Source organism: Actinoplanes sp. NBRC 101535 (assembly GCF_030269225.1).
Taxonomy (GTDB): Bacteria; Actinomycetota; Actinomycetes; order Mycobacteriales; family Micromonosporaceae; genus Actinoplanes; species Actinoplanes rectilineatus.
The window spans coordinates 74552-100779 of the sequence record NZ_BSSY01000027.1 but is presented as its reverse complement, the minus strand read 5'-3'; the positions used below and the strand labels follow the sequence as shown (position 1 = coordinate 100779).

Annotated in this window: 20 protein-coding genes; 11 read left to right on the top strand and 9 right to left on the bottom strand. The window is 72.4% G+C overall.

The window, feature by feature from the left end:
* The gene (locus QSK32_RS42305; RefSeq protein WP_285475143.1) at positions 1-1779 is read right to left on the bottom strand and encodes a protein kinase domain-containing protein; all 1779 of its coding nucleotides are present in this window, start codon (positions 1777-1779) and stop codon (positions 1-3) included.
* A 300-nt stretch (positions 1780-2079) separates the two neighbouring features.
* Between QSK32_RS42305 and QSK32_RS42300 the strand changes: the two genes are divergently transcribed.
* From QSK32_RS42300 to QSK32_RS42280, 5 genes are read left to right on the top strand one after another with little or no spacing between them, the layout of a single operon-like run.
* The gene (locus QSK32_RS42300) at positions 2080-3075 is read left to right on the top strand and encodes an iron-siderophore ABC transporter substrate-binding protein (protein WP_285475142.1); all 996 of its coding nucleotides are present in this window, start codon (positions 2080-2082) and stop codon (positions 3073-3075) included.
* A gap of 29 nt (positions 3076-3104) precedes the next feature.
* Positions 3105-4076 (top strand): FecCD family ABC transporter permease, encoded by a 972-nt coding sequence (locus QSK32_RS42295; protein ID WP_285475141.1) that lies wholly within the window; start codon positions 3105-3107, stop codon positions 4074-4076.
* Positions 4077-4120: 44 nt separating this feature from the next.
* Entirely contained in the window at positions 4121-5143 is a 1023-nt protein-coding gene (locus QSK32_RS42290; RefSeq protein WP_285475140.1) for a FecCD family ABC transporter permease, read from the top strand.
* A complete protein-coding gene (locus QSK32_RS42285; RefSeq protein ID WP_157410880.1) occupies positions 5140-5949 on the top strand; it encodes an ABC transporter ATP-binding protein in 810 nt (269 codons plus the stop codon). Before QSK32_RS42290 ends, QSK32_RS42285 begins: the two co-directional genes overlap by 4 nt.
* Positions 5946-6518, top strand: coding sequence for an MSMEG_1061 family FMN-dependent PPOX-type flavoprotein (locus QSK32_RS42280; protein WP_285475139.1), 573 nt, complete (start codon positions 5946-5948; stop codon positions 6516-6518). The genes QSK32_RS42285 and QSK32_RS42280 overlap by 4 nt, the downstream gene beginning before the upstream one ends.
* 13 nt (positions 6519-6531) lie before the next feature.
* Here QSK32_RS42280 and QSK32_RS42275 read toward each other — a convergent pair whose 3' ends face one another.
* Positions 6532-9564 (bottom strand): toll/interleukin-1 receptor domain-containing protein, encoded by a 3033-nt coding sequence (locus tag QSK32_RS42275; protein WP_285475138.1) that lies wholly within the window; start codon positions 9562-9564, stop codon positions 6532-6534.
* 333 nt (positions 9565-9897) lie between these two features.
* Positions 9898-10365, bottom strand: a complete 468-nt coding sequence (locus tag QSK32_RS42270; protein WP_052720238.1) for an Asp23/Gls24 family envelope stress response protein — start codon at positions 10363-10365, stop codon at positions 9898-9900.
* Positions 10366-10492: 127 nt separating this feature from the next.
* Between QSK32_RS42270 and QSK32_RS42265 the strand changes: the two genes are divergently transcribed.
* Genes QSK32_RS42265 through QSK32_RS42250 form a run of 4 tightly spaced genes read left to right on the top strand, consistent with a single transcriptional unit; the run spans position 10493 to position 13848 of the window.
* The gene (locus QSK32_RS42265; RefSeq protein WP_285475137.1) at positions 10493-10960 is read left to right on the top strand and encodes a DUF4334 domain-containing protein; all 468 of its coding nucleotides are present in this window, start codon (positions 10493-10495) and stop codon (positions 10958-10960) included.
* 1 nt (position 10961) lies between these two features.
* A complete protein-coding gene (locus tag QSK32_RS42260) occupies positions 10962-12047 on the top strand; it encodes an NAD(P)-dependent alcohol dehydrogenase (RefSeq protein WP_285475136.1) in 1086 nt (361 codons plus the stop codon).
* A gap of 52 nt (positions 12048-12099) precedes the next feature.
* Positions 12100-12879 carry a universal stress protein gene (locus tag QSK32_RS42255; protein ID WP_045741036.1) on the top strand — a complete coding sequence of 260 codons (780 nt, stop codon included), beginning with the start codon at positions 12100-12102 and terminating at the stop codon, positions 12877-12879.
* Positions 12880-12888: 9 nt separating this feature from the next.
* Complete coding sequence (locus QSK32_RS42250; RefSeq protein ID WP_285475135.1) at positions 12889-13848, top strand: TIGR03619 family F420-dependent LLM class oxidoreductase; 960 nt, start codon at positions 12889-12891, stop codon at positions 13846-13848.
* Here the strand turns inward: QSK32_RS42250 and QSK32_RS42245 are convergent, their stop codons facing one another.
* From QSK32_RS42245 to QSK32_RS42235, 3 genes are all read right to left on the bottom strand, one after another.
* Complete coding sequence (locus QSK32_RS42245; protein ID WP_157410895.1) at positions 13849-14112, bottom strand: metal-sensitive transcriptional regulator; 264 nt, start codon at positions 14110-14112, stop codon at positions 13849-13851. It abuts the gene before it with no gap.
* An 86-nt stretch (positions 14113-14198) separates the two neighbouring features.
* The gene (locus tag QSK32_RS42240; protein WP_285475134.1) at positions 14199-14750 is read right to left on the bottom strand and encodes an RICIN domain-containing protein; all 552 of its coding nucleotides are present in this window, start codon (positions 14748-14750) and stop codon (positions 14199-14201) included.
* A 182-nt stretch (positions 14751-14932) separates the two neighbouring features.
* Positions 14933-15904, bottom strand: coding sequence for a hypothetical protein (locus tag QSK32_RS42235; protein ID WP_285475133.1), 972 nt, complete (start codon positions 15902-15904; stop codon positions 14933-14935).
* Positions 15905-16063: 159 nt separating this feature from the next.
* On the opposite strand from QSK32_RS42235, the gene QSK32_RS42230 reads away from it, so the two are divergent.
* Positions 16064-20341 (top strand): type VII secretion EssC family protein, encoded by a 4278-nt coding sequence (locus QSK32_RS42230; protein WP_285475132.1) that lies wholly within the window; start codon positions 16064-16066, stop codon positions 20339-20341.
* A gap of 55 nt (positions 20342-20396) precedes the next feature.
* Here QSK32_RS42230 and QSK32_RS42225 read toward each other — a convergent pair whose 3' ends face one another.
* Positions 20397-21017 carry a hypothetical protein gene (locus QSK32_RS42225; protein ID WP_045741041.1) on the bottom strand — a complete coding sequence of 207 codons (621 nt, stop codon included), beginning with the start codon at positions 21015-21017 and terminating at the stop codon, positions 20397-20399.
* Positions 21014-21328 (bottom strand): type VII secretion target, encoded by a 315-nt coding sequence (locus QSK32_RS42220; protein WP_285475131.1) that lies wholly within the window; start codon positions 21326-21328, stop codon positions 21014-21016. Before QSK32_RS42220 ends, QSK32_RS42225 begins: the two co-directional genes overlap by 4 nt.
* A gap of 70 nt (positions 21329-21398) precedes the next feature.
* Between QSK32_RS42220 and QSK32_RS42215 the strand changes: the two genes are divergently transcribed.
* A complete protein-coding gene (locus QSK32_RS42215) occupies positions 21399-25373 on the top strand; it encodes an RHS repeat-associated core domain-containing protein (RefSeq protein WP_285475130.1) in 3975 nt (1324 codons plus the stop codon).
* A 557-nt stretch (positions 25374-25930) separates the two neighbouring features.
* On the opposite strand, the gene QSK32_RS42210 is transcribed toward QSK32_RS42215, so the two are convergent.
* Positions 25931-26215: a hypothetical protein gene (locus QSK32_RS42210; RefSeq protein WP_285475129.1), complete on the bottom strand. Its 285-nt coding sequence runs from the start codon at positions 26213-26215 to the stop codon at positions 25931-25933.
* Positions 26216-26228: the final 13 nt, after the last annotated feature.

Genomic DNA, 26228 nt, shown 5'->3' with positions numbered 1-26228 from the left:
TCAGTACGTCCACTTCTGGTGGTCGGCGCCGGTGCACTCCCAGATCTGCGCGGGTACGCCGTCCGCCGTGCTCGCGTCCGGCACGTCCACACATTTGATCGCCCAGAGGTTCACCAGGTCGTCGGAGCTGTTGTAGTCCCACTGCTGACTGATCCCGCCGGTGCAGGTGGCCAGTTGCAGGACGGTGCCGTCGGACGTACTGGAGATCTGCGCGCACTTGCCGCGTACCCGCATGGTCCCGTCGGCGGGATGGGTGAACCGCTGGGCCGTGGAGCCGGTGCAGGACCAGAGTTCGAGGCGGCCGGTGACAGCCGGGGCGTGCAGGCAGGTGCCGGTGCCGATGCTGCGGACCACCCGCCCGGAGGACGCCGCCGTGGTGGTCGTCGTGGCCACGGCCGGCTTCCCCGACGCCTTGGCGGTGGTCGTGACGGACGCCTTCGGTGTGGTCCCGGACGGGGGCGGCGCGGTGACCGGCCGTCCGGGTCCGGCACCGCCCGCCGCGGTACGTGACGGACGGCCCGTCGGGTCGGCGGTGGCGACCGGCGCTCCGGCCGGCCCGGGAGCCGACACCACCCAGGTGGCACCACCGGCGGGCACGTCCGCGTCCGGGCCGGACAGCGCCTCGGTGATCGCGGGCTGAGCGGCCACGCCGCCGCCGACCAGGGCTGCGGCGAGCAGGATCGTCAGGCTGCGACGGCTGAGGTTGCGGCGTCTGCCGGGCGGCGGTTCCGGGGTGATCGCGGGCGGGGTCGCGTCCGGATCGGCCTGCGGACGGGTGCGGGGCGCCGGCGGCCGCCCCGCCACCGGCAGGGACATCGAGGGCGCGGAGAGCGGATCGACGGGGGCGGGCGGTTTCGGACTCTCACCCAGCGGGATCGGGCGCGCGGGGGCCGGGGTCACTGCGGCGCCGGGTTCGGCGAACGTCGGCCCCTGGAAGCCGGGCAGCGATCCGGCGGCGCCCGCCCCCAGTGCCGCCTGCAGCAGGCGTTCGGCGGTCTCCGCGTCGGCCCGGTGCCGCGGATCGCGCTGCAGCAGCCCGATCAGCGTCGGGCGCAGGGCACCGGCGCGGGCCGGTGGCGGCGGCAACTCGGTGGCCAGGGCCGCGAGGGTGGCCATCGGTGACGACTTCGCGTACGGCGGTTTGCCCTCGACCGCCGCGTACAGCGTCGCCCCGAGCGACCACAGGTCGGCGGCCGGACCGGTCTCCTGGTCCAGGGCGCGTTCCGGGGCCAGGTAGGACGGCGACCCGAGGACGACGCCGGTGCTGGTCATGCTGGAGTCGCCGGCCGCGGTGGCCAGACCGAAGTCGGTCAGTACCACCCGGCCGTCGTGGGCGATCAGTACGTTCGCCGGTTTCACGTCCCGGTGCAGCAGGCCGGCCCGGTGCGCGGCCCGCAGCGCGGCGAGCACCCCGAGCCCGACCCGGGCCGCCCGCTCCGGGGGCATCGGGCCTTCGGCGCGGACCAGGTCGTACAGCGAGCGGGACGGCACCAGCTCCATGACGATCCACGGTTCGCCGCCGTGGAAGACCACGTCGTAGACCCGGACCACGTTGGGCGCGTCGAGGCGGGCGATGGCGCGGGCCTCCCGGATCACCCGGTCGCGCAGGGTACGGACCTCGTTCTCGCTGAGGCCGGGCTGCGGGGCCAGTTCCTTGATCGCCACGTCGCGGCCGAGCAGCTCGTCGCGGGCGGACCAGACACGGCCCATGCCGCCCTGGCCCAAGGCGCCTACCAGGCGGTAACGTTCGGCGATCAGATGCGGGTTCCTGTCGTGCACTGCGGCACGGTATCGGCGCGGATCGTCCGGGCACACGCGGCGCGCGCCGGCCCGTTGACGTCCACACGACGTCAATCCCTTGTCGATCATCGCCTGCCTGCGGCGACGGCCCAGCTCATCCCGGTCCCCCGCGGGGGCCGCCGTGGTTCCGGCGCGGGCCGGAACCCACGATGTGGACAGTGTGAGTTCTCTCTCCAGCGGTCTTTCACAATGTGACGCGCTTCCCACCCTCGCGGCCCGATCCGAACGACGACGGACACCCGGGGTTAGGTATAGCTAACCTAACTACTGGAGATTTCCATGTCTTTGTCCCGTCGGCGCTGGCTCGCCGTCTCCCTCGGCGCCGCCCTGCTGGCTGTCGCCGGCTGCACCACCACCGGCACCGAGGTCGACACCGCCGCCCCGGACAGCAGCGCCGCCGCCCAGTTCCCGGTCACGGTCACCACCGCGTTCGGCGACGTCACCATCGAGAAGCAGCCGCAGCGTGTCGTCGCCCTGGGCTGGAGCGACGCCGAGACCGCGCTCGCCCTCGGCGTGCAGCCGGTCGGCGCCTCCGACTGGCTGGCCTTCGGCGGCGACGGCCAGGGCGTGTGGGCACAGGGCCGCTACACGACCGCACCGAAGATCCTCGGCACCCTCGAGCTCGACATGGAGCAGGTCGCCGCCCTGCAGCCCGACCTGATCCTGGACACCCGCTCCAGCGGCAAGCAGGACCGGTACGACCTGCTCAAGGGTCTCGGCGTCCCGGTCGTCGGCATCCCGGCCGGCCGCGAGTCGTACCTGACCACCTGGTCGGAGCAGCTCGACCTGGTCGGCAAGGCGCTCGGCAGGACCACCGAGGCCGCGGCGCTCAAGACCGATCTGGACAAGCGCTTCACCGACGCCGCGGCGGCCAACCCGCAGTTCGCCGGCAAGACCACCGCGCTGGTCAGCCGCACCAAGACCGCGTACGGCGCCTACGTCAACAGCAACCGGTTCGAGTTCATGCAGAAGCTCGGCTTCGTCATCCCGCCGGCGCTCGACAAGATCCGGGGTGAGAACTTCTCGGTGCCGATCTCGGCCGAGCAGCTCGACCTGCTCAACGCCGACCTCGACGTGGTCTTCATGATCGGCACCACCAAGCAGACCCTCCTGGACGACAAGCTGTTCCAGGCCGTCCCGTCGGTCAAGGCCGGTCACGTGGTCTACCTCGAGGACAAGACCATCTCCACCGCGTTCGCCAGCGCCTCGGTTCTCGGCCTGCAGTACGCGATCGACAAGGCCGTCCCGCTCTTCGCCGCCGCCGTCGCCAGTTGACGAACGCCCGTACACGGACCGCCGGGTTCGTGGTGCTCCTCCTCGTGCTCGCGGGAGTCACGGTGCTCAGTGTCACCGTCGGCTCCCGCAGCCTGCCGCCCGGCACCGTCTGGGCGGCGCTGACGCACCACGACCCGGCCCTTCGTGATCACCTCATCGTCAGCGAGGTGCGCGTTCCGCGTACCCTCGTCGGTCTCCTCGCCGGTGCGGCCCTCGGCCTCGCCGGCGCCGTCGTGCAGGGCGTCACCCGTAACCCGCTCGCCGACCCGGGCATCCTCGGCGTCAACGCCGGGGCCGCCCTGTTCGTGGTGATCGGCATCAGTGTCTTCGGGCTCACCGACCTCATCGGGTACGTGTGGTTCGGCTTCGCCGGTGCCGCCGCGGCCGCCGTCCTGGTGTACCTCATCGGCTCGCTCGGCTCCGGCGGCGCGACCCCGGTGAAGATCGCCCTGTCCGGCGCCGCCCTGTCCGCGGCGCTCGGCTCGGCGACGACCGCCGTGCTGCTCACCGACACCGACACGTTCGAGCAGTTCCGGCTCTGGCAGGTCGGCTCCCTGGCCGGGCGGGGCCCCGAGATCGCCGCGCAGGGCCTGCCGTTCCTGCTCGCCGGGGCGGTCGTCGCGCTGGCCGGCGCCCGGGTGCTCAACGCGCTCGGAATGGGCGACGACGTCGCCGTCTCCTGGGGACAGAACGTGCACGCCGGGCGGATCCTGTGCGCCGCCGCCGTGGTGCTGCTCTGCGGGGCGGCGACCGCGATGGCCGGGCCGATCGGCTTCGTCGGCCTGGTCGTCCCGCACATCGCCCGGATCGTCACCGGGCCGGACCACCGGTGGCTCCTGCCGTACGCCATGGTCCTGGCCCCGATCCTGCTGCTGGCCGCCGACGTCGCCGGCCGGATCGTCGCCCGCCCCGGCGAGGTCCAGGTCGGCATCGTCACCGCGGTGATCGGCGCACCGGTGTTCGTCGCCCTGGCCCGCCGCCGACGACTGGCGGAGTTGTGACCGGCGGGGACGCGGCGCACCGCCGCCCACGACGGAGCCCCGCGGTGACCGGCGTGGTCGCGGCACACCGCCGCGCGGAACAGCGACGGGCCACCACGGCGACCCTTGCCACGGGTACGGCCGTGCTGGCCGTGTTCCTGCTGACCCTCTCCTACGGCGAGTTCCAGGTGTCGCTCCCCGACGTCGTCAGGTCCCTGACCGGGACCGGGCTGCCGGCCGTCGACTACATCGTGCACACCGTCCGGCTGCCCCGGGCGCTCACCGCCCTGCTCGTCGGGTTGGCGTTCGGACTGTCCGGGGCGATCTTCCAGCGGCTGGTGCGCAACCCACTGGCCAGTCCGGATGTGATCGGGGTCAGCGCCGGGGCGAGCACCGCCGCGGTCACCGCGATGATCGTGTTCGGCGCGGGCGGCCTGCTCGTCAGCGTCGCCGCGCTCACCGGGGCGATCCTCACGGCGACCGTCATCTATCTGCTCTCGTGGCGGTCCGGCGTGGGCGGTTACCGGCTGGTGCTGGTCGGCATCGGGATCGGCGCCGGACTGTCCAGCGTCACGTCGTTCCTGATGACCCGCGCGGACGTCCGGGTGGCGCAGGAGGCCCTGTTCTGGCTGACCGGAAGCGTCACGGGACGAACGTGGGGACACGTCCAGCCGCTCGCGGTGGAGCTGCTCGTGCTCGTACCCCTGTGCCTGGTTCTGGGCCGTGCCCTGAACGGCCTGCAACTCGGCGACGACCTGGCGCGGGCACTCGGCTGGCGCGTCGAGGCGACGCGACTGGGCCTGCTGCTGGGCGGGGTGCTGCTCGCCGGGGCGGCCACCGCGGCGGCCGGGCCGGTGGCGTTCGTGGCGTTCGTGTCCGGACCGATCGCGGCCCGGCTGGTCGGCGGCGGACGGCCCGCACTGCCGGCCTCCGCACTGGTCGGCGCCCTCGTGCTGCTGGTCGCCGACTTCATCGGGGCGCATCTGCTCGGCGACGTGCAGTTCCCGGCCGGGGTGATCACCGGCGTCGTCGGGGCGCCCTATCTGCTGTGGCTGCTCGCCACCGCCAATAGAAGGGGACACCAGTGACCACGTTACGGTCCGAGAAACTCAGCCTCGGCTACGGCGAGCGACGGGTCGTGGACGACCTCAGCCTCGACGTGCCCACCGGAGAGATCACGATGATCGTCGGGCCGAACGCCTGCGGGAAGTCGACGTTCCTGCGCGGACTGGCGCGGCTGCTGTCGCCGCAGGCCGGGTCGGTGCTGCTGGACGGCCGTGCCCTGCACGACACGCCGAGCCGGGAGATCGCCGTGAAACTCGGCATCCTCCCGCAGGGGCCGATCGCACCGGACGGCATCACGGTGGGTGACCTGGTCGGCCGGGGACGGCACCCGCACCAGGGCCTGTTCCGCCGCTGGAACGCCACCGACGACGAGGCGGTCACCCAGGCCCTCACCGCGACCGGGACACTCGACCTGACCGCACGGGCGGTCGACGAGCTCTCCGGCGGCCAGCGGCAGCGGGTGTGGATCGCCATGGCGCTCGCCCAGCGCACCGGCGTGCTCCTGCTCGACGAACCGACGACCTACCTGGACGTGAGCCACCAGGTGGAGGTCCTCGACCTGCTCACCGACCTGAACCGGCGGGACGCCACCACGATCGTCGCGGTGCTGCACGACCTGAACCTGGCCTGCCGGTACGCCGACCACCTCGTCGTGATGAAATCCGGTCACGTCGTCACCGCCGGAGTGCCCACCGAGATCCTCACCGAGGAGGTGGTCGCCGAGGTGTTCGGCATGCCGTGCCGGATCGTCGCGGATCCGGTCTCCGCGACACCGATGGTGGTCCCGATCGGCCGCCACCACAACGCCACCGGCCGGGAGGACACGTGACGGACACCCGGATCACCACCGAGGAGCAGCTGCGGGAACTCGTCGAACCGCCGCACCCGCACATCCGCGACAAGGCGCTGACCGTGATCGACGAGGAGACGGCACGGTTCCTGGCCGCGTCCACGTTCTTCGTCCTGGCGACGACCGGCGCCGACGGCTCGATGGACGTCTCCCCGCGCGGCGAGACCCCCGGCGGCGTCCAGGTCCTCGACGACCGGACCGTGGCCTTCGTGGACCGGCCCGGCAACCGCCGCCTGGACAGCTTCCGCAACATCCTGCAGCACCCGCGGGTGGGCATGCTGTTCATCGTCCCCGGCATGCGCGAGTGCGTCCGGCTCAACGGCGTCGCGACCCTGTTGCGCGACCCGTCGTTCGCCCCGGCCGGCGTCCGGGGCACCGCGATCGGCGTCACGGTCGCGGTGCAGGAGATGTTCGTCCACTGCGGCCAGGCGTTGCGGCGCTCGTCGCTCTGGGACCCGGCTGGCTGGCCGGATGCCGCGATCGTGCCCAGCCCGGCCGACCTGATCGCCGGTCAGCGCCGCCTCCGCCCGTCCCACGCCGAGGCCTGACAGCGATGTCTTGCTATGTCGGGGGACAGATGCGGCGCAGGGGCAGCGCGTCACCGACCGCCTCGGCCCACTCGGCCGGGGTGAGGTCGCGCCCTGCGATCCGGCAGGCGGCCCCGACCCAGGCGCCGTCGTCCAGCTGCCACTGAGCGACGCCGTCGAGATGTCCCACCGCGAGCTGGAATCCGGGCGCTCCGGGCCGGGTCGCGAGGCTGTTCGCCTGCCAGCGCGGACCGGGCAGCGGTCCCATCGTCAGGGTCCGGGTCGTCAGGTCCCAGAGCTGTACGTCGGCGCCGGTCTCGCCGTCGGCCCACTCGCTGCCGGAGACCAGCGTCGTGCCGTCCGCGTCGAAGGCGAGCGAGGTGACGCCCCGGCCGGACGGTCCGGGCAGCGGCTCGCCGTCCACCCGCCCGCGCGCCGCGTCGAGCAGATGGATCGCGTCGACGATCTCCGTGCCGCCCTCGCCCCAGTCCGACCGGTCGGTCCCGGCCACCAGCAGGTCGCCGGGGCCGAAGGCGAGCGCCGTCACCCGGGCCTGCTGCGGCAGAGTGATGTCCGGGCCGTGCCGGGTGCCGTCGGCGAGGTTCCACAGCTCGACCGCGCCGATCTGGCCGACGGCCACCACCCGGCCGTCCCGGCTGACCGCCATGCTGCTGGTCTCCGGACCGACCGGGAACCGCCGAACCTCCCGGCCGGTCACCGGGTCGACGACACCGACCCCGGCCCCGGCGTCGTCCTCCCCTTCGGAGAAGACCACGACCAGCAGGCCGTCCGGGGTGAACACCGCGCCGTGCAGCCAGGTGCCGTACCGGAGTGTGGCGCGAACCCGGCCACCGGCTTCGACGTCGATCAGGGACAACACTCCCCAGATGCTGGACAGCGCGCCGGTCGTGAGGCTCTCCCCGTCGACGCCGCCGGCCGCCAGCAGCCGCCCGTCCGGGCTGTAGGCGACCGTCGAGACGCCCCGGGCGAGATCCATCGGATAGTCGGCGACCCGGGCGCCGGTGTCCGGGTCCCACACCGAGGCGGCACCGACCTCACCGACGGCCAGGCGCGCGCCGTCCGGCCGGTACGCCACCGCGATCGCCTCCGCCGCCCGTCCCACCGGCCGCCGGATCAGCGTCTCCGGCAGCGCGGTCGCCACGCCCGGCAGCCGCCACACCAGGGCGTTTCCGTCGGCATCGGCGGTGAGCATCGTCCGGCCGTCCGCGGCGACCGACACGGCGGTGATGTCGGCCCGGTGGCCGGTGAACACCCGGCTCTCCCGGCCGTCGGCCACGCCCCAGGCCCGCAGCGCCCGGTCGTCGCCGACCGTGACGAGTGTGCCGCCGCCCGGTGTCAGGACGGCCGAAGTCGGCAGGTTGCCGCCGTCGCTCTGGTTCGGCACCACCCGGGGCGCCCCCGCCGGTGTCCACGTCCCGGTCCGCCAGGTGCGGACGGCCGGCGACGCCGCCGGTGTCGGCTCGTCCGGATAGGGCGTGCTGGTGCCGCTGGCCGTGCGCAGGGTCCGGCCGTCCGCCGTGAAGGTCAGGTCCTCCACCTCGTCCGGGTGCCGCGTCCGGTCCGTGGTGACCCGCCGGACCGATCCGTCCCTGACACCCAGGACGAAGACCTCGCCGAAGTGGCTGCCCACCGCGACGGTCGTCCGGTCCGGACCGATCGCGACGCTGCTGATGACCTCGTCGTTGCGGATCCGGAGCTGCCCGGTCCGCTCACCGGTGGCGGTGTCCCAGATCCCGACCGTGTCGCAGACCGTCGTCTCCGTCACGTCCTCCGAGACGAGGCAGAGCGCGGCGGCGAGCAGCGTGCTGTCGTCGCTGAACCGCAGCGCCGTGACAGACCGGCCGCCGGTGTCCAACGGTCGTGCCGTCGTGGCGACGGACCGGGTCAGGGCGAGACCCTCGCCGCCCAGCGCGAGCATCCGGCCGTCCGGGCTGAACGCGACCTCGGTGATGCCCCGGCCGGCCCCGGCCAGTGGCGCTCCGGCCGGGGCGCCGCCGGGCACCCGCCACCGCTGGACGGTCTGCGCACTTGCCGGCCCGCCGCCGGCGGAACGGGCGTCGACAGCAGGATCGCCCAAGGGCAGGTCGTCGTCCCCGGTGACGGTCACCGCCGTCCGCCCGTCGGGGCTGATCGCCGCCGCCCGTACCTGCACCGCGCCGGGGTGCAGATAGCCCACCAGGTCGTCGCGCCCCACCAGCGAATCGCGCAGCGCCTCCCGGGACTGCCGGGTCGGCTCGAGCCGGTGACTGTGCGCGGCCAGCAGCAGCGACCGGTCCGGCTGGGCCGTCCGGTAGGTGCCGGCGAACGCCGCGAGCGCCCGGGACCCCGCGACCCGGGACTGGGCGATCGCCTCGTCGCGCTGCCGGACCGCGACCACCGCCGCCGTGCCGGCCAGCAGCGTCAGCACCGACAGCACCGCGCCGACCGCCACGACCGTCCGGCGTGCCCGGGCGCGCCGCCGCAGGTGCTCGCCGATCAGGCTGTCCTTGCTGCGCCCCTGGATCGGCGCGGCGAACTCGGCGACCACGTCACCCAGGCTGAGCCCGGCGGGCTGGGCATCCGGCCCGGTGGCCCGCAGCCGCCGCAGGTCGATCCAGTGCGGCTCCTCGGCGAAGGCGCCGGCCAGCGACGCGGGCACGGCGGTGCTCAGCGGCTGGGCGAATCCGCCGCCGTCCCAGTGCAGGTCGCCGCCGGTCACCGCGATCAGGATCCGCTCCACCGGCCGGTTCGCGGTCCACCAGTCGATCTCGCGCCGCACCCAGGGTGACCCGGCGGATTCCGGTGAGGCCATCAGGATCAGCCAGTCGGAGCGGCCCAGCGCCTGCTCGATCGTCGACCAGAGTCCCGGGGAGGCGGCCAGGTCGGTGGCGTCACGGAAGACCCGCAGCACCCGGCCGCGGTACCACGGACCGGCGAACCGCTCCAACTCGGACTGCAGCGCCCGGGCGACGGCGGTGTCGGCCCGGTGGCTGTAGGAGATGAAGGCGTCGTAGCGCTCGGCGGACGGAATGGCGCGCTGCCGCGGGACGGGCAGTCGGAAAGACATCACCGGATTGTCGCCGTGATCACACGCATCGCTGACAGCCGTCACTCGCCAGGATGAAGCCCGAATGAAACCGGAGGGGAGCCTTTGATGAAGCCGCGCCGGAAATTAGGGCGCCGCTGCGAATTCCACGGGGGGAGAACTCGCAACGGCGTTGGCCGTACGCTAACCGACCCGGGACGCCACGTCCAGTCGTGCAGACCAGACCGGCACAGGAACCTCAGCGCGGCAGCGGGGACCGCCGACCGGCGGCGGCCACACGATCAGAGGCGTCCCGTTCGGGACGCCCACGACACCACATGGTCAGAAACGGCCAAGGCCGGCGGTGGGAGCCGGTCAGACGGCGTCCGGCAGCTTGATGTCGTCGACGCGCACGTCGCAGTTGTTGACGTGCAGCCCGTACCCCTCGACCGCCTCGATGATCCGCTTGCGGACGGTGGCGGTGATCTCCTCGACCACCTTGCCGGCCTCGATCACCAGGACCACCTTGAGGTCCACATCGGTGCCGTCGACCCGCGCCGACACCCCACGGGTGGCGTCACCGACCTTGTCCAGGCCGATCCGGTCGAGGACCGCGTTGAAGAAGCGGGCGACGTCACCGCCGAGCTCGGCGACACCGGGCACCGACAGAGCCGCGGCGACGGCCAGTTTCTCGACCACCTCACGCTCGAATTTGGTCTCTCCGCGGTAAGCCGCGACCTCGATCACCCCGGCGCCACCGTGCTGCGGTGGCACCGAAGGGACAATGGCCGAAATGCGGAACTCCTGTGTGCGTTCCGGGTGGAACTCCGTCTCGTCACCCATGTTCAGCCCCTACTTCGATCCCCAGTGACAACAGCGAGTCGCAAGCGACTCCGCGCGAGCCTACTGGACGAAGTCTCGCGTTTCACCTGCGATGGCCGTCACCCCGTTTCCCTGGCACCCTGTGACGATGAACATCGATGTCATGCGTACGCGTTTCGCCGAGGTGCGTGCCGCCGGCGGAACGGTGGCCCCGGACGAGCTGGACGAGTGGTGGGCCGCCTGCGCGACGGTTCGCCCCGAGGACATCCTCGGGGCGTGGCGCGGCAGCGAATTCGTCAGTGGACACTCCTTCGAGGGGCGCCTGGCCCGGGCCCGCTGGCACGGCAAGACGTTCACCTCACTGACCGACGTGGCGCCGATCGTCTGCCGCCGCGACGACGGCGAACTGTTCGCCGACACCGAACTGGCCAAGGGCGGCGCCAGTCTGTGGACGGTCGAATTCCGGGGCGAGTCGACGGCCACCATGATCTACGACGGTCAGCCGGTTCTCGACCATTTCAAGAGAGTCGACGAGGGTACGCTGCTGGGCGTCATGAACGGCAAGGGTGTCCAGGACGCCGGCCGCCACTACTACTTCGTCCTCGAGCGCGACTGACGTGCTCATCGAGGCAGCGCTGGTGGAGTCGCCCGGCGGACCGTTCACCCCGCGCGAGGTGGAGATCGAGGCGCCGCGTTCCGACGAGGTGCTGGTGCGGCTCGCCGCGGCCGGGATCTGCCACACCGACCTGACGATGCGGCGGTCGTGGCGTCCGGCGCTCCTGCCGATGGTGTTCGGGCACGAGGGCGCGGGCGTGGTGGAGGCGGTCGGTTCCGGGGTGACCACGGTGGCGCCCGGCGATCCGGTGTGCCTGACGTTCCGCAGCTGCGGAACGTGTCCGCAGTGCCGGGGCGGGCATCCGGCGTACTGCCTGCGCAGTGATCTGAACATGCGCGGGGTCCGGGCGGACGGCAGCAGCCCGCTGTCCCGGGACGGGTCCACGGTGTTCGGCAACTTCTTCGGGCAGTCCAGTTTCGCGACGTTCGCTCTCGCGTACGAGAGGAACACCGTGCCCCTGACCGCCGGGATCTCCCCGGTCCTGGCCGCACCGCTGGGGTGTGGGGTGCAGACCGGCGCGGGGACCGTGCTGAACACGCTGGACGCCGAGCCGGGCATGTCGCTGATCGTCTTCGGTGCGGGTGGTGTCGGGCTGAGCGCGGTGATGGCGGCGGTCGCGGTCGGCTGTGCGGTGATCGTGGTGGATCCGGTGCCGGCCCGCCGGACCCTGGCGTGCGAGCTGGGGGCGGCCGACGCGCTGGACCCGGCGACGCCCGGCCTGGTGCGGGAGCTGCGGCGGCTGACCGGTGGCGGGGCGCACCACGCGATCGACACCACCGGGCGGGGCGAGGTGATCGGGCAGGCCGTCGGCACGGTGCGGCGGCGCGGCACGCTGGCGCTGGTCGGGATGGGCGGGCGGGCCGAGGTCGACATCATGACGGTGCTGACCAACGGGATCCGGGTGCGCGGGGTGGTCGAGGGCGACGCGGTGCCGTCGGACTTCCTGCCGAAACTGATCGATCTGCACCGGCGGGGGCTGTTGCCGGTGCAGCGGCTGGTCACGGAGTACCCCTTCGCGGAGATCGAGACGGCGGCCCGGGACGCGGCGGCCGGCCGGGTGATCAAACCAGTGCTGACCTTCGGTTGACCAGGTCCGAAAGACCCTGTCGCCAGCCGGGCCGCCGACGTGTCATGGAGTCGTGCGCAGGAAGATTGTGATCGGGTACGACGGCTCACCCGGGGCCCGCGCCGCGTTCGGCTGGGCCCTCGACGAGGCGGAACGCGCCGGTGCGCCGGCCGAGCTGGTCCAGGCGGATCAGTGGCCGTTACAGGCGGCCGGACCGTCGCCGATGGAGCATCTGTCCGACGACGCGGTGCTCACCGCCCGGCGGACGCATCCCGGTGTGCCGGTGACCGTCACCACCGTGCGGGCACATCCGACGACCGCCCTGATCGGGGTCTCCGGTGATGCGGGGCTGGTGGTGCTCGGTGGTCGCGGGCACGGCGCGGTCGCCGGCCTGCTCGGGTCGGTCGGGTCGGCGGTCAGCGCAAGCGCCCGCTGCCCGGTGGTGGCGGTCCGCGGCGACTCGGCCCGGTTCGCCCCGGTCGTCGCCGGCATCGACGGCTCCCGGCGGTCGGCGCGGGTGGTGCGGTTCGCCGCGGCCCAGGCCGTCGCGCACGGGGTGCCGTTGCGGGTGCTGCACGTCCGGCCGGGTGCCTGGGAGGACACGCCACTGGATCATCTGGTGCGGTCGACGCACCGGGAGTTCCCGGAGCTGCCGATCGAGGCGGAGATCGTGGACGGCGACCCGGCCGCTGCGCTGACCGCTGCCGGGCGGTCGGCGCAACTGCTGGTGGTGGGCGGCAGCCGGGACGCCCGGCGCGGCCTGCTGCTGGACTCGGTCAGTCAGCATCTGATGCGCCATGCGACCTGTACGGTCGCGGTCGTTCCCCTTCTCCAATATGGATCTCCGGACTAGGCTGCGGTCATGCGGCTCGGTGTGACACTCCCCCAGACCAGTCACCGTTACGACCTGGCGAAGGACGTCACCGCGTTCGCCCGCGCCGCCGAGGAGATCGGCTTCGACAGCCTGTGGGCCTATGAGCGGATCCTCGCCCCGGTCGACTCCAGCGGCGAGCACGGCCTCTACGGGATCCCGGACGTGCCGTGGCCGGACGCCTACTCGCACACCACCGACGCGCTGGTCACCCTGACCCTGGCGGCGGCCGTGACCGACCGGGTCGAGCTGGGCACCGGGGTGCTCATCCCCGGCCTGCACCTGCCGATGCGCCTGGCCCGCAGCATCGCCGCGCTGGACGCCGCGTCCGGCGGCCGGGTGATCGCGGGCTTGGGCAGCGGCTGGTCGATCGACGAGTTCGCCGCGACCGCGCCCCGCCCGATCGCCGAGCGCGGCGCGGCCCTCGACGAGTTCCTGGACATCGCCGGTGAGGTGTGGGGTCCCGACCCGGTGTCCTACACGACCGAGCGTTACCAGCTGGTGCCGAGCGCGGTGAACCCGAAACCGGCTCGCCGGGTGCCGGTCTTCCTGGCCGCGGGCAACCGCCGCTCGTGGAGCCGGCTGGCCCGGCGCGCGGACGGCTGGCTGCCGTTCAGCGACTCCCCCGAGCAGGTCAGCAAGCGTCTGGACGCGCTGCGCGCGGAGGCGGTCGAGGCCGGCCGTGACCCGTCGGAGATCGGCTGCATCTTCCAGGTCACGCCGCGCGGGCTGGCCGAGGTCCCGTCGGCCGGACGCGAGCCGTACACCGGGAGTCTCCGCCAGGTGGTCGAGGACGTCGCGGCGCTGGGCGAGGCCGGTGTGGATCACGCCTATGTGACGCTGGCGTCGCTGGCCGGCAGCCTCAGCGAGCTGGTCGACCTGTCCGGAGAATGGTATGCGGAGGCAAAGGCTGCGGGCCTGACCGACATTCCGGAAACCGCGAAGGAATAGTCAGGACAGTGCGAGGAACAGCTTCTCCAGCTCGTCCTCGGTGAGCGGCGGCTCCTCGCCGCGCTCGCGGGCCGCGGTGCAGTGCCGCATGCCGGTGGCGATGATTTTGAAACCGGCCCGGTCGATCGCGCTGGAGACCGCCGCCAGCTGGGTCAGGACCTGCTTGCAGTCCTCGCCGTCCTCCATCATGGCGATGACCGCGCCGAGCTGACCGTGCGCCCGCTTCAGGCGGACCATCGCGTCCTTGAGCCGGCTCGGATCCATCCCCACGTGCGCTGCTCCTCAGGTGTGCCGACCGTCCGCCACGGTCGGCACAACATACCCCAGGGGGTATCCGGGGGCCAAAAACCTCAGGCCCCGGGCACCGTCAGCACGTCCCAGGCGGTGGCTTCCTTCCAGGTGCAGGAGTTCTGCACGACCGGCGCCTCGGTCCGCGACGACTCGCCCTCCACGGTCAGGCACATGTCGCTGTAGTACACCCGCAGCGTCGCCTCGGTGTCCTTCTCGGAGTACGGCTGGTCGACGTAGAAGCGCTGGCGATCGGCCACCTCGCACGGTTTCACCTGCAGCTCGGCCTCCTGGTCCAGGGCGGTCTTCGCGGGCAGTTCGAGGCAGCGCTCGGTGCCGGCGAGCTGGATCTGGCTGCCGGCGCCGTCGATGTCGACCGCCACCCACCGCTGCTCCGGCGCACCGGTCAGGTTGTGCTGGTAGACGCGGCCCTGGTACGTCTCGACGGCGAGCTCGGTCAGCTTGTTGCGCAGCACGAACGGGGTGCCGATGGTGAGCGCCTGCGGCTCGAGCCCTCCCGCCGGCTTCTCAGCAGGCGCGGGCGCCACCGAAGTGGGCGCGGCGGGGGCGGCGGGAGCGGCAGGGGCGGCGGACTCACTTCCGTCCGTCGCCACCAGAACAACGGCGGCGGCGGCAGCAATCGCGAAACCCGCCACCAACGGCCAGATCCACATTCGCCCCCGACCGGTCGATTCCAATTGCTGAGACACGAAAGAGCCTTTCCGTCCTGAGGGGAATCGCATTAAGCAGTTCTGGAAACCTTCTTGTCAAATCCGCTGAACAAGCCGGATCGGCGTCAGGAAGCGGCGGCCAGCGGCGCCCGGGTGACGATTCCCAGCACGCCGGTGTCCAGCCGGCCGTCCGGGTGCAGGGTGAATTCCCAGCGCGCACCGGCCGCCCCGCCGAACGCGACCACGGACCATCCGTCGCGTCCCGGCGCGGCGACCACCTCGGCCAGGGCCGCGGCGACACGGGCCTGCGGCGGCTCGGCCAGGATGACCACTCCGGACGGGGTGCCGGCTTCCGGCGTACCCAAGGAATCGAGGGCCGCGGCAGCGTCCCGGACCGCGACCGCACCGCCGGGGCCGTCCGCACCGAACCCGGCCGCGACCAGCGGAACCTTGGCCGACCAGGCGTTGGCGGACAGCTCGGCGAGCCAGGTGCGGGCCAGCGTCCGCAGGGCCGGTTTGGGACCGGTGACCGCCACGATGCCGTGGCATTGCCCGAGGTCGAGCAGGATGCGGGTGTCGTCGACCGCCCCCAGGCTGACCAGCCGCCGGTCCGGCACCGGGACGGCCAGGTCGACCGGCGCGGCCTGCAGCGCGAGGAAGGCCGCGGTCCAGACCCGGCCGTTCTCGCTGGCGGTCCAGGGTTCCGCGGGCCGGTCGTCCGGCACGGCCAGGCGCAGCACCACGCGGGCGGGGTCGACCTCGGCGACGGCGAGGGCGGGGAACGGCCGGCCGGTCTGCCGGCACGCGGTGGCGAGGACGCGCAACACCCGGTCGACGGCCCAGGCACCCATCGGATCGAGCGGTCCGACTGTCGGTTGTCCGACACCGCGGGTCGCTGCGGGTGCCCGGAGAAGGAGGGGGCCGGTCATGTCGTCGGGTAGCGGCGCGGCCGGGCGACGGCGCCGCGAGCGGGCGATGTCCAGCGCCGCCACCAGCGGCAGGACGACCACGCCGAGCACGATCGCGGCGATCAGGACGATCCGCCAGCCGTCCGGGACGCTGGCCGCCGCGGCCAGCGGCGAGTCGATCAAGGGCATGGAAGAGTCCTCACAGACGGTCACAAGAATGTGAATATGGTACGCATTACCGCGGCCCAAACGGGCCACCGCCTCATCGGTCATCCATCATGGATGGCCGTGCCACCCCGACGCCCAGCGGGTCGGAAAAGCTCCTGACCTGTGAGAACCGGAGAGTACGTGCGATTCTGCGTGACCGTGGTGGACCCGTTCACCGACCAGTGGACCGACCTCGTGATCACTGCGGACGGACGAAGTACCGTCAGCGACCTGACGCGAAGACTCCGAGATTTCACGGAAAGTGACATCGATCGGCTGTTCGTCGACGGCGCGCCGCTCGACCCGGGATCGACACTCGTCGCGTCGTCGCTGCGGGCGGGGTCGATCGTCGGCCTCGGCGCGCCGGTCACCGGCCGGCCCGCGGAGGTGCCCGGCCTGCTGGAGATCCGGGTCACCGCCGGGCCCGCGATCGGGTCGCTGCACCGCCTGACGTCCGGTGCCGGAGACCTCGGATCCAGCGCCGGCTGCTGGATCGCCGTCACCGACCCGGCGATCCCGGCGGTCGCCGCCCGGCTGACCGTGGACGTCAGTGGACGCGCCCGGATCGAGCCGGTGCCCGGCGCCACCGTGGAACACGAGGGCGAACCGGTCGAGGGCCGGGCCCGCTGGCGGGTCGGCGAACAGGTCACCGTCGGCGCATCGGTGCTGGAACTGGCCGAGTACACGATGCCGGACGCGGTGCTGCACCACGACGAGGACGGTCTGGACGTGGCCTACAACCGGCCGCCCCGGATCCTGCCACCGGCGCGGCAGACCACGTTCCGGCTGCCCACGCCGCCGCCCGCCCCGGCGAAGACCCCGCTGCCCTGGATCGTGGCCCTGCTGCCACTGGTCGGATCGATCGCCCTGGCCGTCGTCACCGGGCACTGGATCATGCTGGTGATCGCGATCCTGAGCCCGGTCAGCCTGATCGGCAACCACCTCTTCCACCAGCGGCACGGCAAGGAGTCGTACGCCGAGAAGGTCCGCGAGTACCGCGACCACCGCGACCGCGTCGAGGCCGACGTCCGGGAGGCGGTACTCGCCGAACGCCGCGAACGCCGCTACCGCAACCCCGATCCGGCCGCGGCCTGGAGCATCGCGTCCGGGCCACGGCACCGGCTCTGGGAACGGCGCCGCCGCGACGGCGACTTCCTGCAGCTGCGGGTCGGCAGCGCGGTGCTGCCCTCGGACGTGACGGTCGAGGATCCGCAGCGCGACGAACACCGGCGGGCCACCCGGTCCAGCGCCGGAGAGGTCCCGGTGACGATCCCGCTGCGCGAACACGGCGTGGTCGGCATCGCCGGAGCCGACGACACCGCCCGCGCCCTCGGCCGGTGGGCGGTGGCGCAGACCGCGGTGCTGCACAGCCCCACCGACGTACAACTGGTGATCCTGACCGACCCGACCGGCGAGAGCAGCTGGGACTGGGTCCGCTGGCTGCCGCACACCCGAGCGTCCACCGCGGACGGCCCGGCCGTGACGATCGGCACCGACGCCGACTCGGTCAGCCGCCGGGTGGCCGAGCTTCTGGAGACGATCGTCCGCCGGTCGAACGGCCGCAGCGGCTCGCACGAGGACGAGCCGGCGATCGTGGTGGTGCTCGACGGCGCCCGGCGGCTGCGGTCGCTGCCCGGTGTGGTGCAGCTGCTCAAGGCCGGCCCGACCGTCGGCGTCCACGCGATCTGCCTCGACGACGACCACCGGCGGCTCCCGGCCGAGTGCCAGGCGGTGGTCGAGGTGACCGGCGCCGGGCTGCGGGTGACCCGGACCGGCGCCGACGAACTCACCGCGGTACGCCCGGAGTACCTGGCCCCGGACTGGTGCGCCCGGGTGGCCCGGATCCTGGCCCCGCTGCGCGACATCAGCGACGAGGACGACGACTCGGTGCTGCCGTCGTCGAGCCGGCTGCTCGACGTGCTCGGCCTGGAACCGCCGGCCCCGGAGGGGATCCTGGCGGGCTGGCAACTCGGCGGGCGCAGCACCGCGGCGGTGATCGGCGAGTCCTACGACGGGCCGTTCGCCATCGACCTGCGGCGCGACGGTCCGCACGGCCTGATCGCCGGCACCACCGGTTCCGGCAAGTCCGAGCTGCTGCAGACCATGGTGGCCACCCTGGCGGTGGCGAACCGGCCGGACGCGATGACCTTCGTACTCGTCGACTACAAGGGTGGCAGCGCGTTCGGCGACTGCGTCCGGTTGCCGCACACCGTCGGCATGGTCACCGACCTGGACGAACACCTGGTCCGCCGCGCCCTGGAGTCGCTCGGCGCCGAACTGCGCCGCCGCGAGCACATCCTCGCCGACGCCGGCGCCAAGGACATCGACGACTACGTGCGGACCGGGCAGACCCTGCCCCGGCTGCTGATCGTCATCGACGAGTTCGCCTCGATGGTGCGTGACCTGCCGGACTTCGTCACCGGCCTGGTCAACATCGCCCAGCGCGGGCGCTCCCTCGGCATCCACCTGCTGCTCGCCACCCAGCGCCCCGGCGGCGTGGTCTCCCCCGAGATCCGCGCCAACACCAACCTGCGGATCGCGCTGCGGGTCACCGACGCGGCCGAGAGCCAGGACGTCATCGAGTCGCCGGAGGCGTCCCGGATCGGGCAGAACACCCCGGGTCGCGCGTACGTCCGGCTCGGGCACGCGTCGCTCGTGCCGTTCCAGAGCGCCCGGGTCGGTGGCCGCCGCCCCGGGCAGAAGGCCGTCGACCTGCCCCCGCCGGACGTACAGCCGCTGACCTGGAACCGGCTGGGCCGGGCCGTGGAGATCACCACGGCGCCGGTGCGCGAGGACCGCGACGACGTCACCGACCTGCAGGAACTCGTCCGGGCGATCAGTGCGGCGGCGGCCGCGGCGGGGATCGGGCCGCAGCACAGCCCCTGGTTGCCCGCGCTGGGCACGCACCTCACCCTCCCTTCGGGGTACGCCGTCGAGGACGTCCCGTCCGAGCAGGCCCAGCGCGTCGCCACCGTCGAACTGGACGTCTTCGGTCACCTGGTCGCGGCGGGTGCGCCGCGGACCGGCCGCTCCCAGTTGCTGCGCACGATGGCCGGTTCACTGGCCGCCACGCACTCCACGGCCGACGTGCACGTCTACGGACTGGACTGCGGAAGCGGCGCCCTGTTGCCGCTGAGCGAACTGCCGCACTGCGGGGCGGTCGTGACGCGTACCCAGGTGGAACGGTCGGTGCGGCTGATCCGCCGCTTCGAGGAGGAGATCCGCCGCCGCCAGGAGGTCCTGGCCACCGGACGGTTCGCCGACATCGCCGAGCAGCGCGCCGCGTCCGCACCGGAGAGCCGCCTCCCCCACCTGTTCCTGTTCCTGGACGGCTGGGAGGGTTTCCTGGCCACGCTCGGCGAACTCGACGCCGGTGTCCTCACCGACAGCATCTTCCGGTTCCTGCGCGAGGGCGCCAGCGTCGGCGTCCACCTGGTCGTCTCCGGGGACCGGTCGGTGCTGACCGGCCGGATCGCCACGCTGACCGAGGACAAGCTGGCGTTCCGGATGCCCGACCCCGGTGACATGTCGCTGATCGGCATCCCGTCCCGGCACGTACCGCAGGACATGCCGCCGGGCCGGGCGCTGCGCTCCGGTTCCGGCATCGAGATGCAGGTGGCGCTCCTCGACGGCGAGGCGAGTGGTTCCGGTCAGGCCGCGGCACTGACCCGGATCGGTCAAGCGGCGCAGGAGCGGGACGCGTCGGTGCCGGCTTCGCTGCGCCCGTTCCGGCTCGGTGAAATGCCCACCACCATCCGGTACGCGGAAATCACGCTCCCGTCGCCCGCGGCGAGACCCGGCTGGCTGCTGGTGGGCGTCGGCGGCGACCAGTTGGAGCCGCTCGGGCCGACCCTGACCGACGGCGTCCCGGCGTTCGCGGTGGGCGGCCCGCCGAAGTCCGGCCGCAGCACGGCGCTCGCCGCGATGCTGCGGTACACGCTGGACGCCGGCCGTCAGGCCATCGTCCTCGCGCCGCGGACCTCGCCGCTGCGGGAGGCCGCCGCGCATCCGGGGGTGGCCGCCCTGTTCACCGGCCCGGACGTGACGTCCGCCGCGTTCACCGAGGCGCTCGGCCGGCTCGGCCCCGGCGGGCTGATCGTGATCGACGACGCCGAGGCGCTGCGCGACGTGGACGCGGGTTCCGACCTGCGGGCGGTGCTGCGCGGCGGCGACCCGCGCGGCCTGGCCGTCGTCTTCGGCGGCACCCCGGAGGAGCTGTGTGCCGGGTTCAGCGGCTGGCTGGTCGACGCCCGCAAGTCACGGCGCGGGCTGATGCTCTCGCCGCAGAACCGCAACGACGGCGAGCTGGTCGGCGCCCGGTTGCCGCGGACCGTGATCGGCCAGCCCGTCCATCCCGGCCGGGGCCTGCTCTACCTGGGCGACTCGCCGGATCCGGTAGTGGTGCAGGTGCCGTGCTGATCCGCTGTGGTGGCCGGCCGGGTGGACGGGCCGGCCACCACAGCGTTCCCCGGGGCTATTCCGCGTCGACGAAACGGAACGAGCCGGTGATCGCGTCGAACAGTTCGAGCAGGTCGTCGGCGAGCGGCAGCATCGTCGACGACCCGGTGATCAGGGCGACCCACTCCGGGTTCGGCCCGGGGAACGGCACATACGTCTGCATCACCACGGACCGCACCCAGCCCTCGGCGTCGGGCAGCGCCACGTCCTCGATGCCCTGGGTGCGGGGCACCGTACCGGCGATGTACGGCATCGCGGCCTGCACCACGTCCCGCCAGGGCGCCTCGGGATCCCCGGTCCGGGCCTTGGCGCTCAGGTGGTGGCGGATCTCCGCGGCGTCCACCTCGTTGCCGGGCGGCCGGACGATGGTCACGGTGATGCTGCCGGTGAGGACCGCGCCGTCGAACCCCTCGGCCATCACCCCGCAGAAGGCGGCGCCGTTGGCGTGCGCGGTCCGCGCCAGGCCCCGCAGCAGCCGGGTCAGGGTCGCCCGGTGCGGCACCAGTTCGGGAACCGCCCGGGTCCGCTCGCTCACCATCGCGCTGATCGCGGTGTTCCGGGTGTCCGGGTGGACGTCGATCTCGAACCAGGACTCCGGGATGTTGATGCCGAAACCGGTCTGCACAGCACTCGTCACTGCTGTTCCTCCGTCAGCATGCCCGCCAGTCCCCGGTCGGTCTCACGGAATTTCTCCGCGCCTTTCCGGGCCGCTTCCGCAAGGCTCTTGCAGTTCTTGTCGACCTGTTTACGGCCGTCGTTCCAATGCGATTCGAACTCGTCGAGCGCATCGTCGACATCGGCCCCGCCCAATTCGTTCTCGAACTCGAGCATCCAGCCGTCCGTCCCGTTCAGACGATCACTGATCCGTTCCAGACCGGACGCGAATTCATCCAGTCCGTCCGGGTCGACCTTCAGTTGGTCGGACAAGTTATTGACTCCCATCTCCATGGAATGACCTCTGTGGCGCGCCACAGCGTACACGCGGAACATCTCGGCACAACGAAGGGGGAAAGCGCGAATGACGCGTCCCAGCGACTGGTCGACCCTCGGCCTGAAGAGCGATCCGACCCCGGGTTCGCCCGCCAATCTCCGGACCCTGAGCAACCGGTTCGACGCATTCGCCGACGATGCCCTGGCCGCCAAGGAAAGCATCTCGTCGATGCAGAACAACGACGATCTGCTGGAATGGACCGGGAAGTCGGGTGACGCGTTCCGGGAACAGTTCGGTGCGTTCCCCGGCCAGGTCGAGAAGGTGGAGCGGTCACACCGGATGGTCGGTACGGCGCTCAGCCGGTTCACGACCGAACTGGAGGAGGCCCAGAGCCAGGCCGACCGGGCGCTGCGCGACGGCCAGGAGGCGGAGGCCGAACTGGCCCGATACGGCAACCAGCTCAGCATCGCCCAGTCCGAGCACGACGCGCTGTCCCGGAAGGTGCAGGAGGCCCAGCAGCACGTCGACCCGGACCCCGCCGCGATCCAGGCCGCCCTGCGCGACCTGGAGAGCCGCCAGGCCGCCCTGGTCACGTTGCAAGGGCAGACCGGCGCGGCGGAAGCCCGGATGAGCGGCGCGAAGACCCTCGCCGAGCAGGCCCGCCAGATGCGCGCGACCGCCTCCAAGGAGTGTGTACGGCAGATCCGGGAGGCCTCCGACGCCGGCATCCAGCCGCGCTCGTTCTGGACCAAACTCAAGGACGGTCTCGGCAAGGTGTGGAGCGTGATCGCCGACGCCGCGTCCTGGATCGGCATGATCGCCGGCGGCATCGCGTTCATCTTCGGCGGACCGCTCGCCTGGGTCGCGTTCGGCGCCGCCCTGATCGGTGTGCTCGACTCGATCGGGAAACTGGCCAAGGGCAAGGGGAACTGGTTCACCCTGGTCAAGAACCTCGTCGGGCTGATACCGGGCACCAAGGGCCTGACCACGTGGACGAAGTTCAGCGGCGTGTGGAAACAGGACGGCGCCGCCGCGGCCTTCGGCGTCATCGGCGCGGCGATGAAGACGTCGATGAAGGCGTTCGTCCGCGACGGCATCGACGCCGTCAAGCTGACCTGGCGCAGCGAACGCTGGTGGGGCCTGATCAAACTGCCGTTCACCGGCACCGCGAACTTCATCAGGAACAAGTTCGCCGGCTCGAAGGCCAACGACGAGATGCCCGCGGTCGGCGACCCGGTCGACGTCAGCACCGGGCGGGTGTTCGTGGAACAGATCGACGTGCCCGGGCTGCGGCTGGAACGCACCCACCGCTCCGACCACCGGCTCGGCCGGCACTTCGGGGCGAACTGGGCCTCCACCCTCGACGTCCGGATCCGGCTCGACGGGCAGCGGGCGGACCTGGTGCTCGCCGACGGCACCCAGCTGAGTTATCCCCTGCCGGAGGGCGACGACGTGGTGATCCCCGAGCACGGGCGGGCACTGCCGCTGCGCCGGGCCGGATCGGGCCTGCTGGTCACCGACCCGCGGGACGGGTGGACGTACGTGTTCGCCGCGCCCCGCACCGACGACGCCGAACTGGCCGCCGCCGACGTTCCCGCCGAACTGCTGCCCGCTCCGGCACCGCGGGTGTGGGCGGAACTCGCCGTGCTCATGGACGCCGCCGGGAACCGCGTGGAGATCGCCCGCGACGACGACGGCACCCCGGTCGAGGTCCGGCACAGCGACGGGCGGACCGTGCTGGTCACCACGGACGCCGGGCTGGTGACCGCGCTGCACCTGGTGGACACCCCGGGCGCCACGCCGCGGTTCGTGGCCGGATTCGGGTACCGGGAACGGCTGCTCACCGCGGTGATCAACCCGTCCGGGCTGCCCCTGCGGTTCGGGTACGACACCGAGGGCCGGATGACGTCGTGGGAGGACCGCAACGGCATGTGGTACCGCTACCACTACGACACGACCGGCCGCTGCGTGCGCACCGAAGGACGCGACGGCTTCCAGTCGTACACCTTCCGCTATGAACCGGCCCGCACCCTGGCCACCAACTCGCTGGGGCACACCACGGTCTTCGACCTCAACGACGACCTGCAGGTGATCGCGGAGACCGACCCGCTCGGCGGCGTCGTCCGCACCGAATGGGACAGGGAGCACCACCTGCTGGCCCGGACCGACCAGCTGGGCCGGGTCACCCGCTACGGCTACGGCCCGGACGGCCGCCTGGACGCGGTGCTCCGGCCGGACGGCAGCCACGTCGAGGTCTACCACGACGGCAGCCGGGTCACCGCCATCGCCGCGGACGGACTGATCCGGGCCTTCACCCCGGACGAGCCGGTGAACCCCTACACCGGATTCGGCGCCCGGCCCGCCGCCGCCTACCGCGGCACCCCGATCCCCGGCCGGATCCGGCGCGACCACGACGCCGAAGGCAACGAGATCGCCGCCACCGACGCGGCCGGGCGGGTCAGCCGCACCGAATACGGCGCGTTCGACCTGGTCGTCGCCACGATCAGCCCGTCCGGGGCGCGTACCACCTACACCTACGACACCGAACTCCAGCTCACCGCGGTCACCGAACCGGGCGGGCGGACCTGGCACTACCGGTACGACCCGGCCGGCCGCCTCACCACGGAGACCGACTTCGACGGCCGGACCCGGCACTACACCTACGACGCCGCCGGCCACCTCGTCCGCGTCGTCAACAACGCCGACCAGGCCGCCGACCTGCGTTACGACCTGCTCGGCAACCTGATCGAACGGCGGTCCGACCAGGTCGTCACCACGTTCGCGCACGACGCGCTGGGCCGGGTGGTGGCCGCCACCGGGCCGGACGCGCACCTGACCGTGGACCGGGACCCGCACGGACGGGTCACGGCGGAGACCGTCAACGGCCGGGCACTGACCTACACCTACGACGACGCGGGGTCCACGGTGCTCCGGCGTACCCCCTCCGGGGTGGAAAGCTCCTGGACCGTCGGGGCCGAAGGCCGGCCCACGGTGCTGCGGATCGCCGGACGGTCCCTCGCCTTCACCTACCGCAGCGACGGGCTCGTCGTGGAACAACACTGGACCGGGGCAGGCGGCATCAGCCTCTCCTACGACCAGGACGGCCGTCTCACCGGCCAGCGGATGGACGGGCGGGAACGCCGCTTCGAATACACCGCGGACGGGCGGCTCACCGGCGTCGTCCAGGACGGCGCGCGCGTCGCCATCAGCTACGACCCGGACGGGCGGATCATCGCCGTCGACGACGAACACCACCGGTACGACGCGTCCGGCGCCCTCACCGGCCCGGACCTGGTGTACCACGACACCGACCTGGTGAGCGCCGGCGAGACGCTGTACACCTACGACGCCGAAGGCCGGCTGGCCACCCGCACCTCACTCGACGGCACGTGGAACTTCCACTGGAACGCCGACAGCCGGCTGACCGCGGTGGACTGCCCCGGCGGCGACCGGTGGCGCTACCGGTACGACCCGTGCGGCCGGCGGATCGCGAAGGAACACGAGGTCGCGGGAACCGTCACCGACCGCGTCGACTTCACCTGGGACGGCCCGCGGCTCACCGAACAGACCACCCTCGACGGCACGGTGACGACCTGGGAGTACGACGCGGACCGTCGCGACCCGCTGGTACAGATCGACAGCGGCTGGGCCCGTCTCGTGCTGACCGACCCGGCGGGCGCGGTGACCGCGGTCGAAGGACACGCCCCGGCCCACCGCACCCTGTGGGGTGTGACGACGGCGGCGTCGAGCCCGCTGCGCTTCGCCGGCCAGTACCACGATCCGGAGACCGGCCTGCACTACAACGTGCACCGCTACTACGATCCGGCCACCGGCCGGTACGTCAGCCACGACCCGTTGGGGTTGCGGCCGGCGCCGAGCCCCGTCCGGTACGTGGACAACCCGTTGCAGGAGTCGGATCCGCTCGGTCTCAACCCGGGGCGGGGCAGCAGTTTCAGCGGGTCGTCCGGGCGGGGCAGCATCCCGGACCGGCCGTCGAGCAGCGACATCGCCCTCCTCGACGACGACGCCTGGCGGGGTTCCATCACGGTCCTCGGCGGCTGACCCTCACCTTCGCCCAGCAGCGCCCCTCCGCCTGACCACGCCCCTTCCGCCCAGCCACACCTCTCCTCTCGGCCTTACCCCTCGTCTCGGCCACGCCCCTCCTCTCAGCTGCACCTCTCTTCTCAGCCACGCCCTCTTCTCAGCTGCACCTCTCTTCTCAGCCATGCCCCTCCGAACAGCCGTGGACGACGGCCCTACAGACTCAGCCGTCGTCCACGGCCCGTCCGCAAGCCGAATCGAACCGTCGACGACGGCCGGGCAACCCCAAGCCGTCGACGACGGCTGACTCCCCTCCCCCGAACAACCATGAACGACGGCACAGCCGACTCAGCCGTCACCCACGGTCCATCCACGAGCCGAAACCGACCGTCGACGACGGCCGAGCACCCACGAGCCGTCGTCGACGGCTGAGATTCGCCTGCCGAAGAGCCGTGGCCAACGGCTCGGTCAGCCCAGCCGCCGGTCGTGGTCCGCCCAAGACCGTGAGCGACCCCGGACGACGAGACCTGAGCAACGGCCGGCAAGTGCACGACAGGCTCGGGCCGTGGATGGGCGGGCTACGGCATCCGGCGCCGCCGGCCGGAAACGTGGTGCGGCCCGCCGAAGTGGCCCGGCATGCCGACAGGAAAGGCATGGCCGGGCCAGCCGTCAGTCACGGTCACGGTCCCGCCCGCAGGCCGACAGCGTTCCTCGACGACGATCGACAGCTCCATGACGACGGACAGCTCCATCCCGTTGGTGATGATCGGCCTGGCTTCGAGAGAGAACCGTGGACGACGGCCGACGTGACAACCGTCAACAACCGCCGGCACGGCAACCGTCAACGACGGCCAGGACGACAACCGTCAACGACAG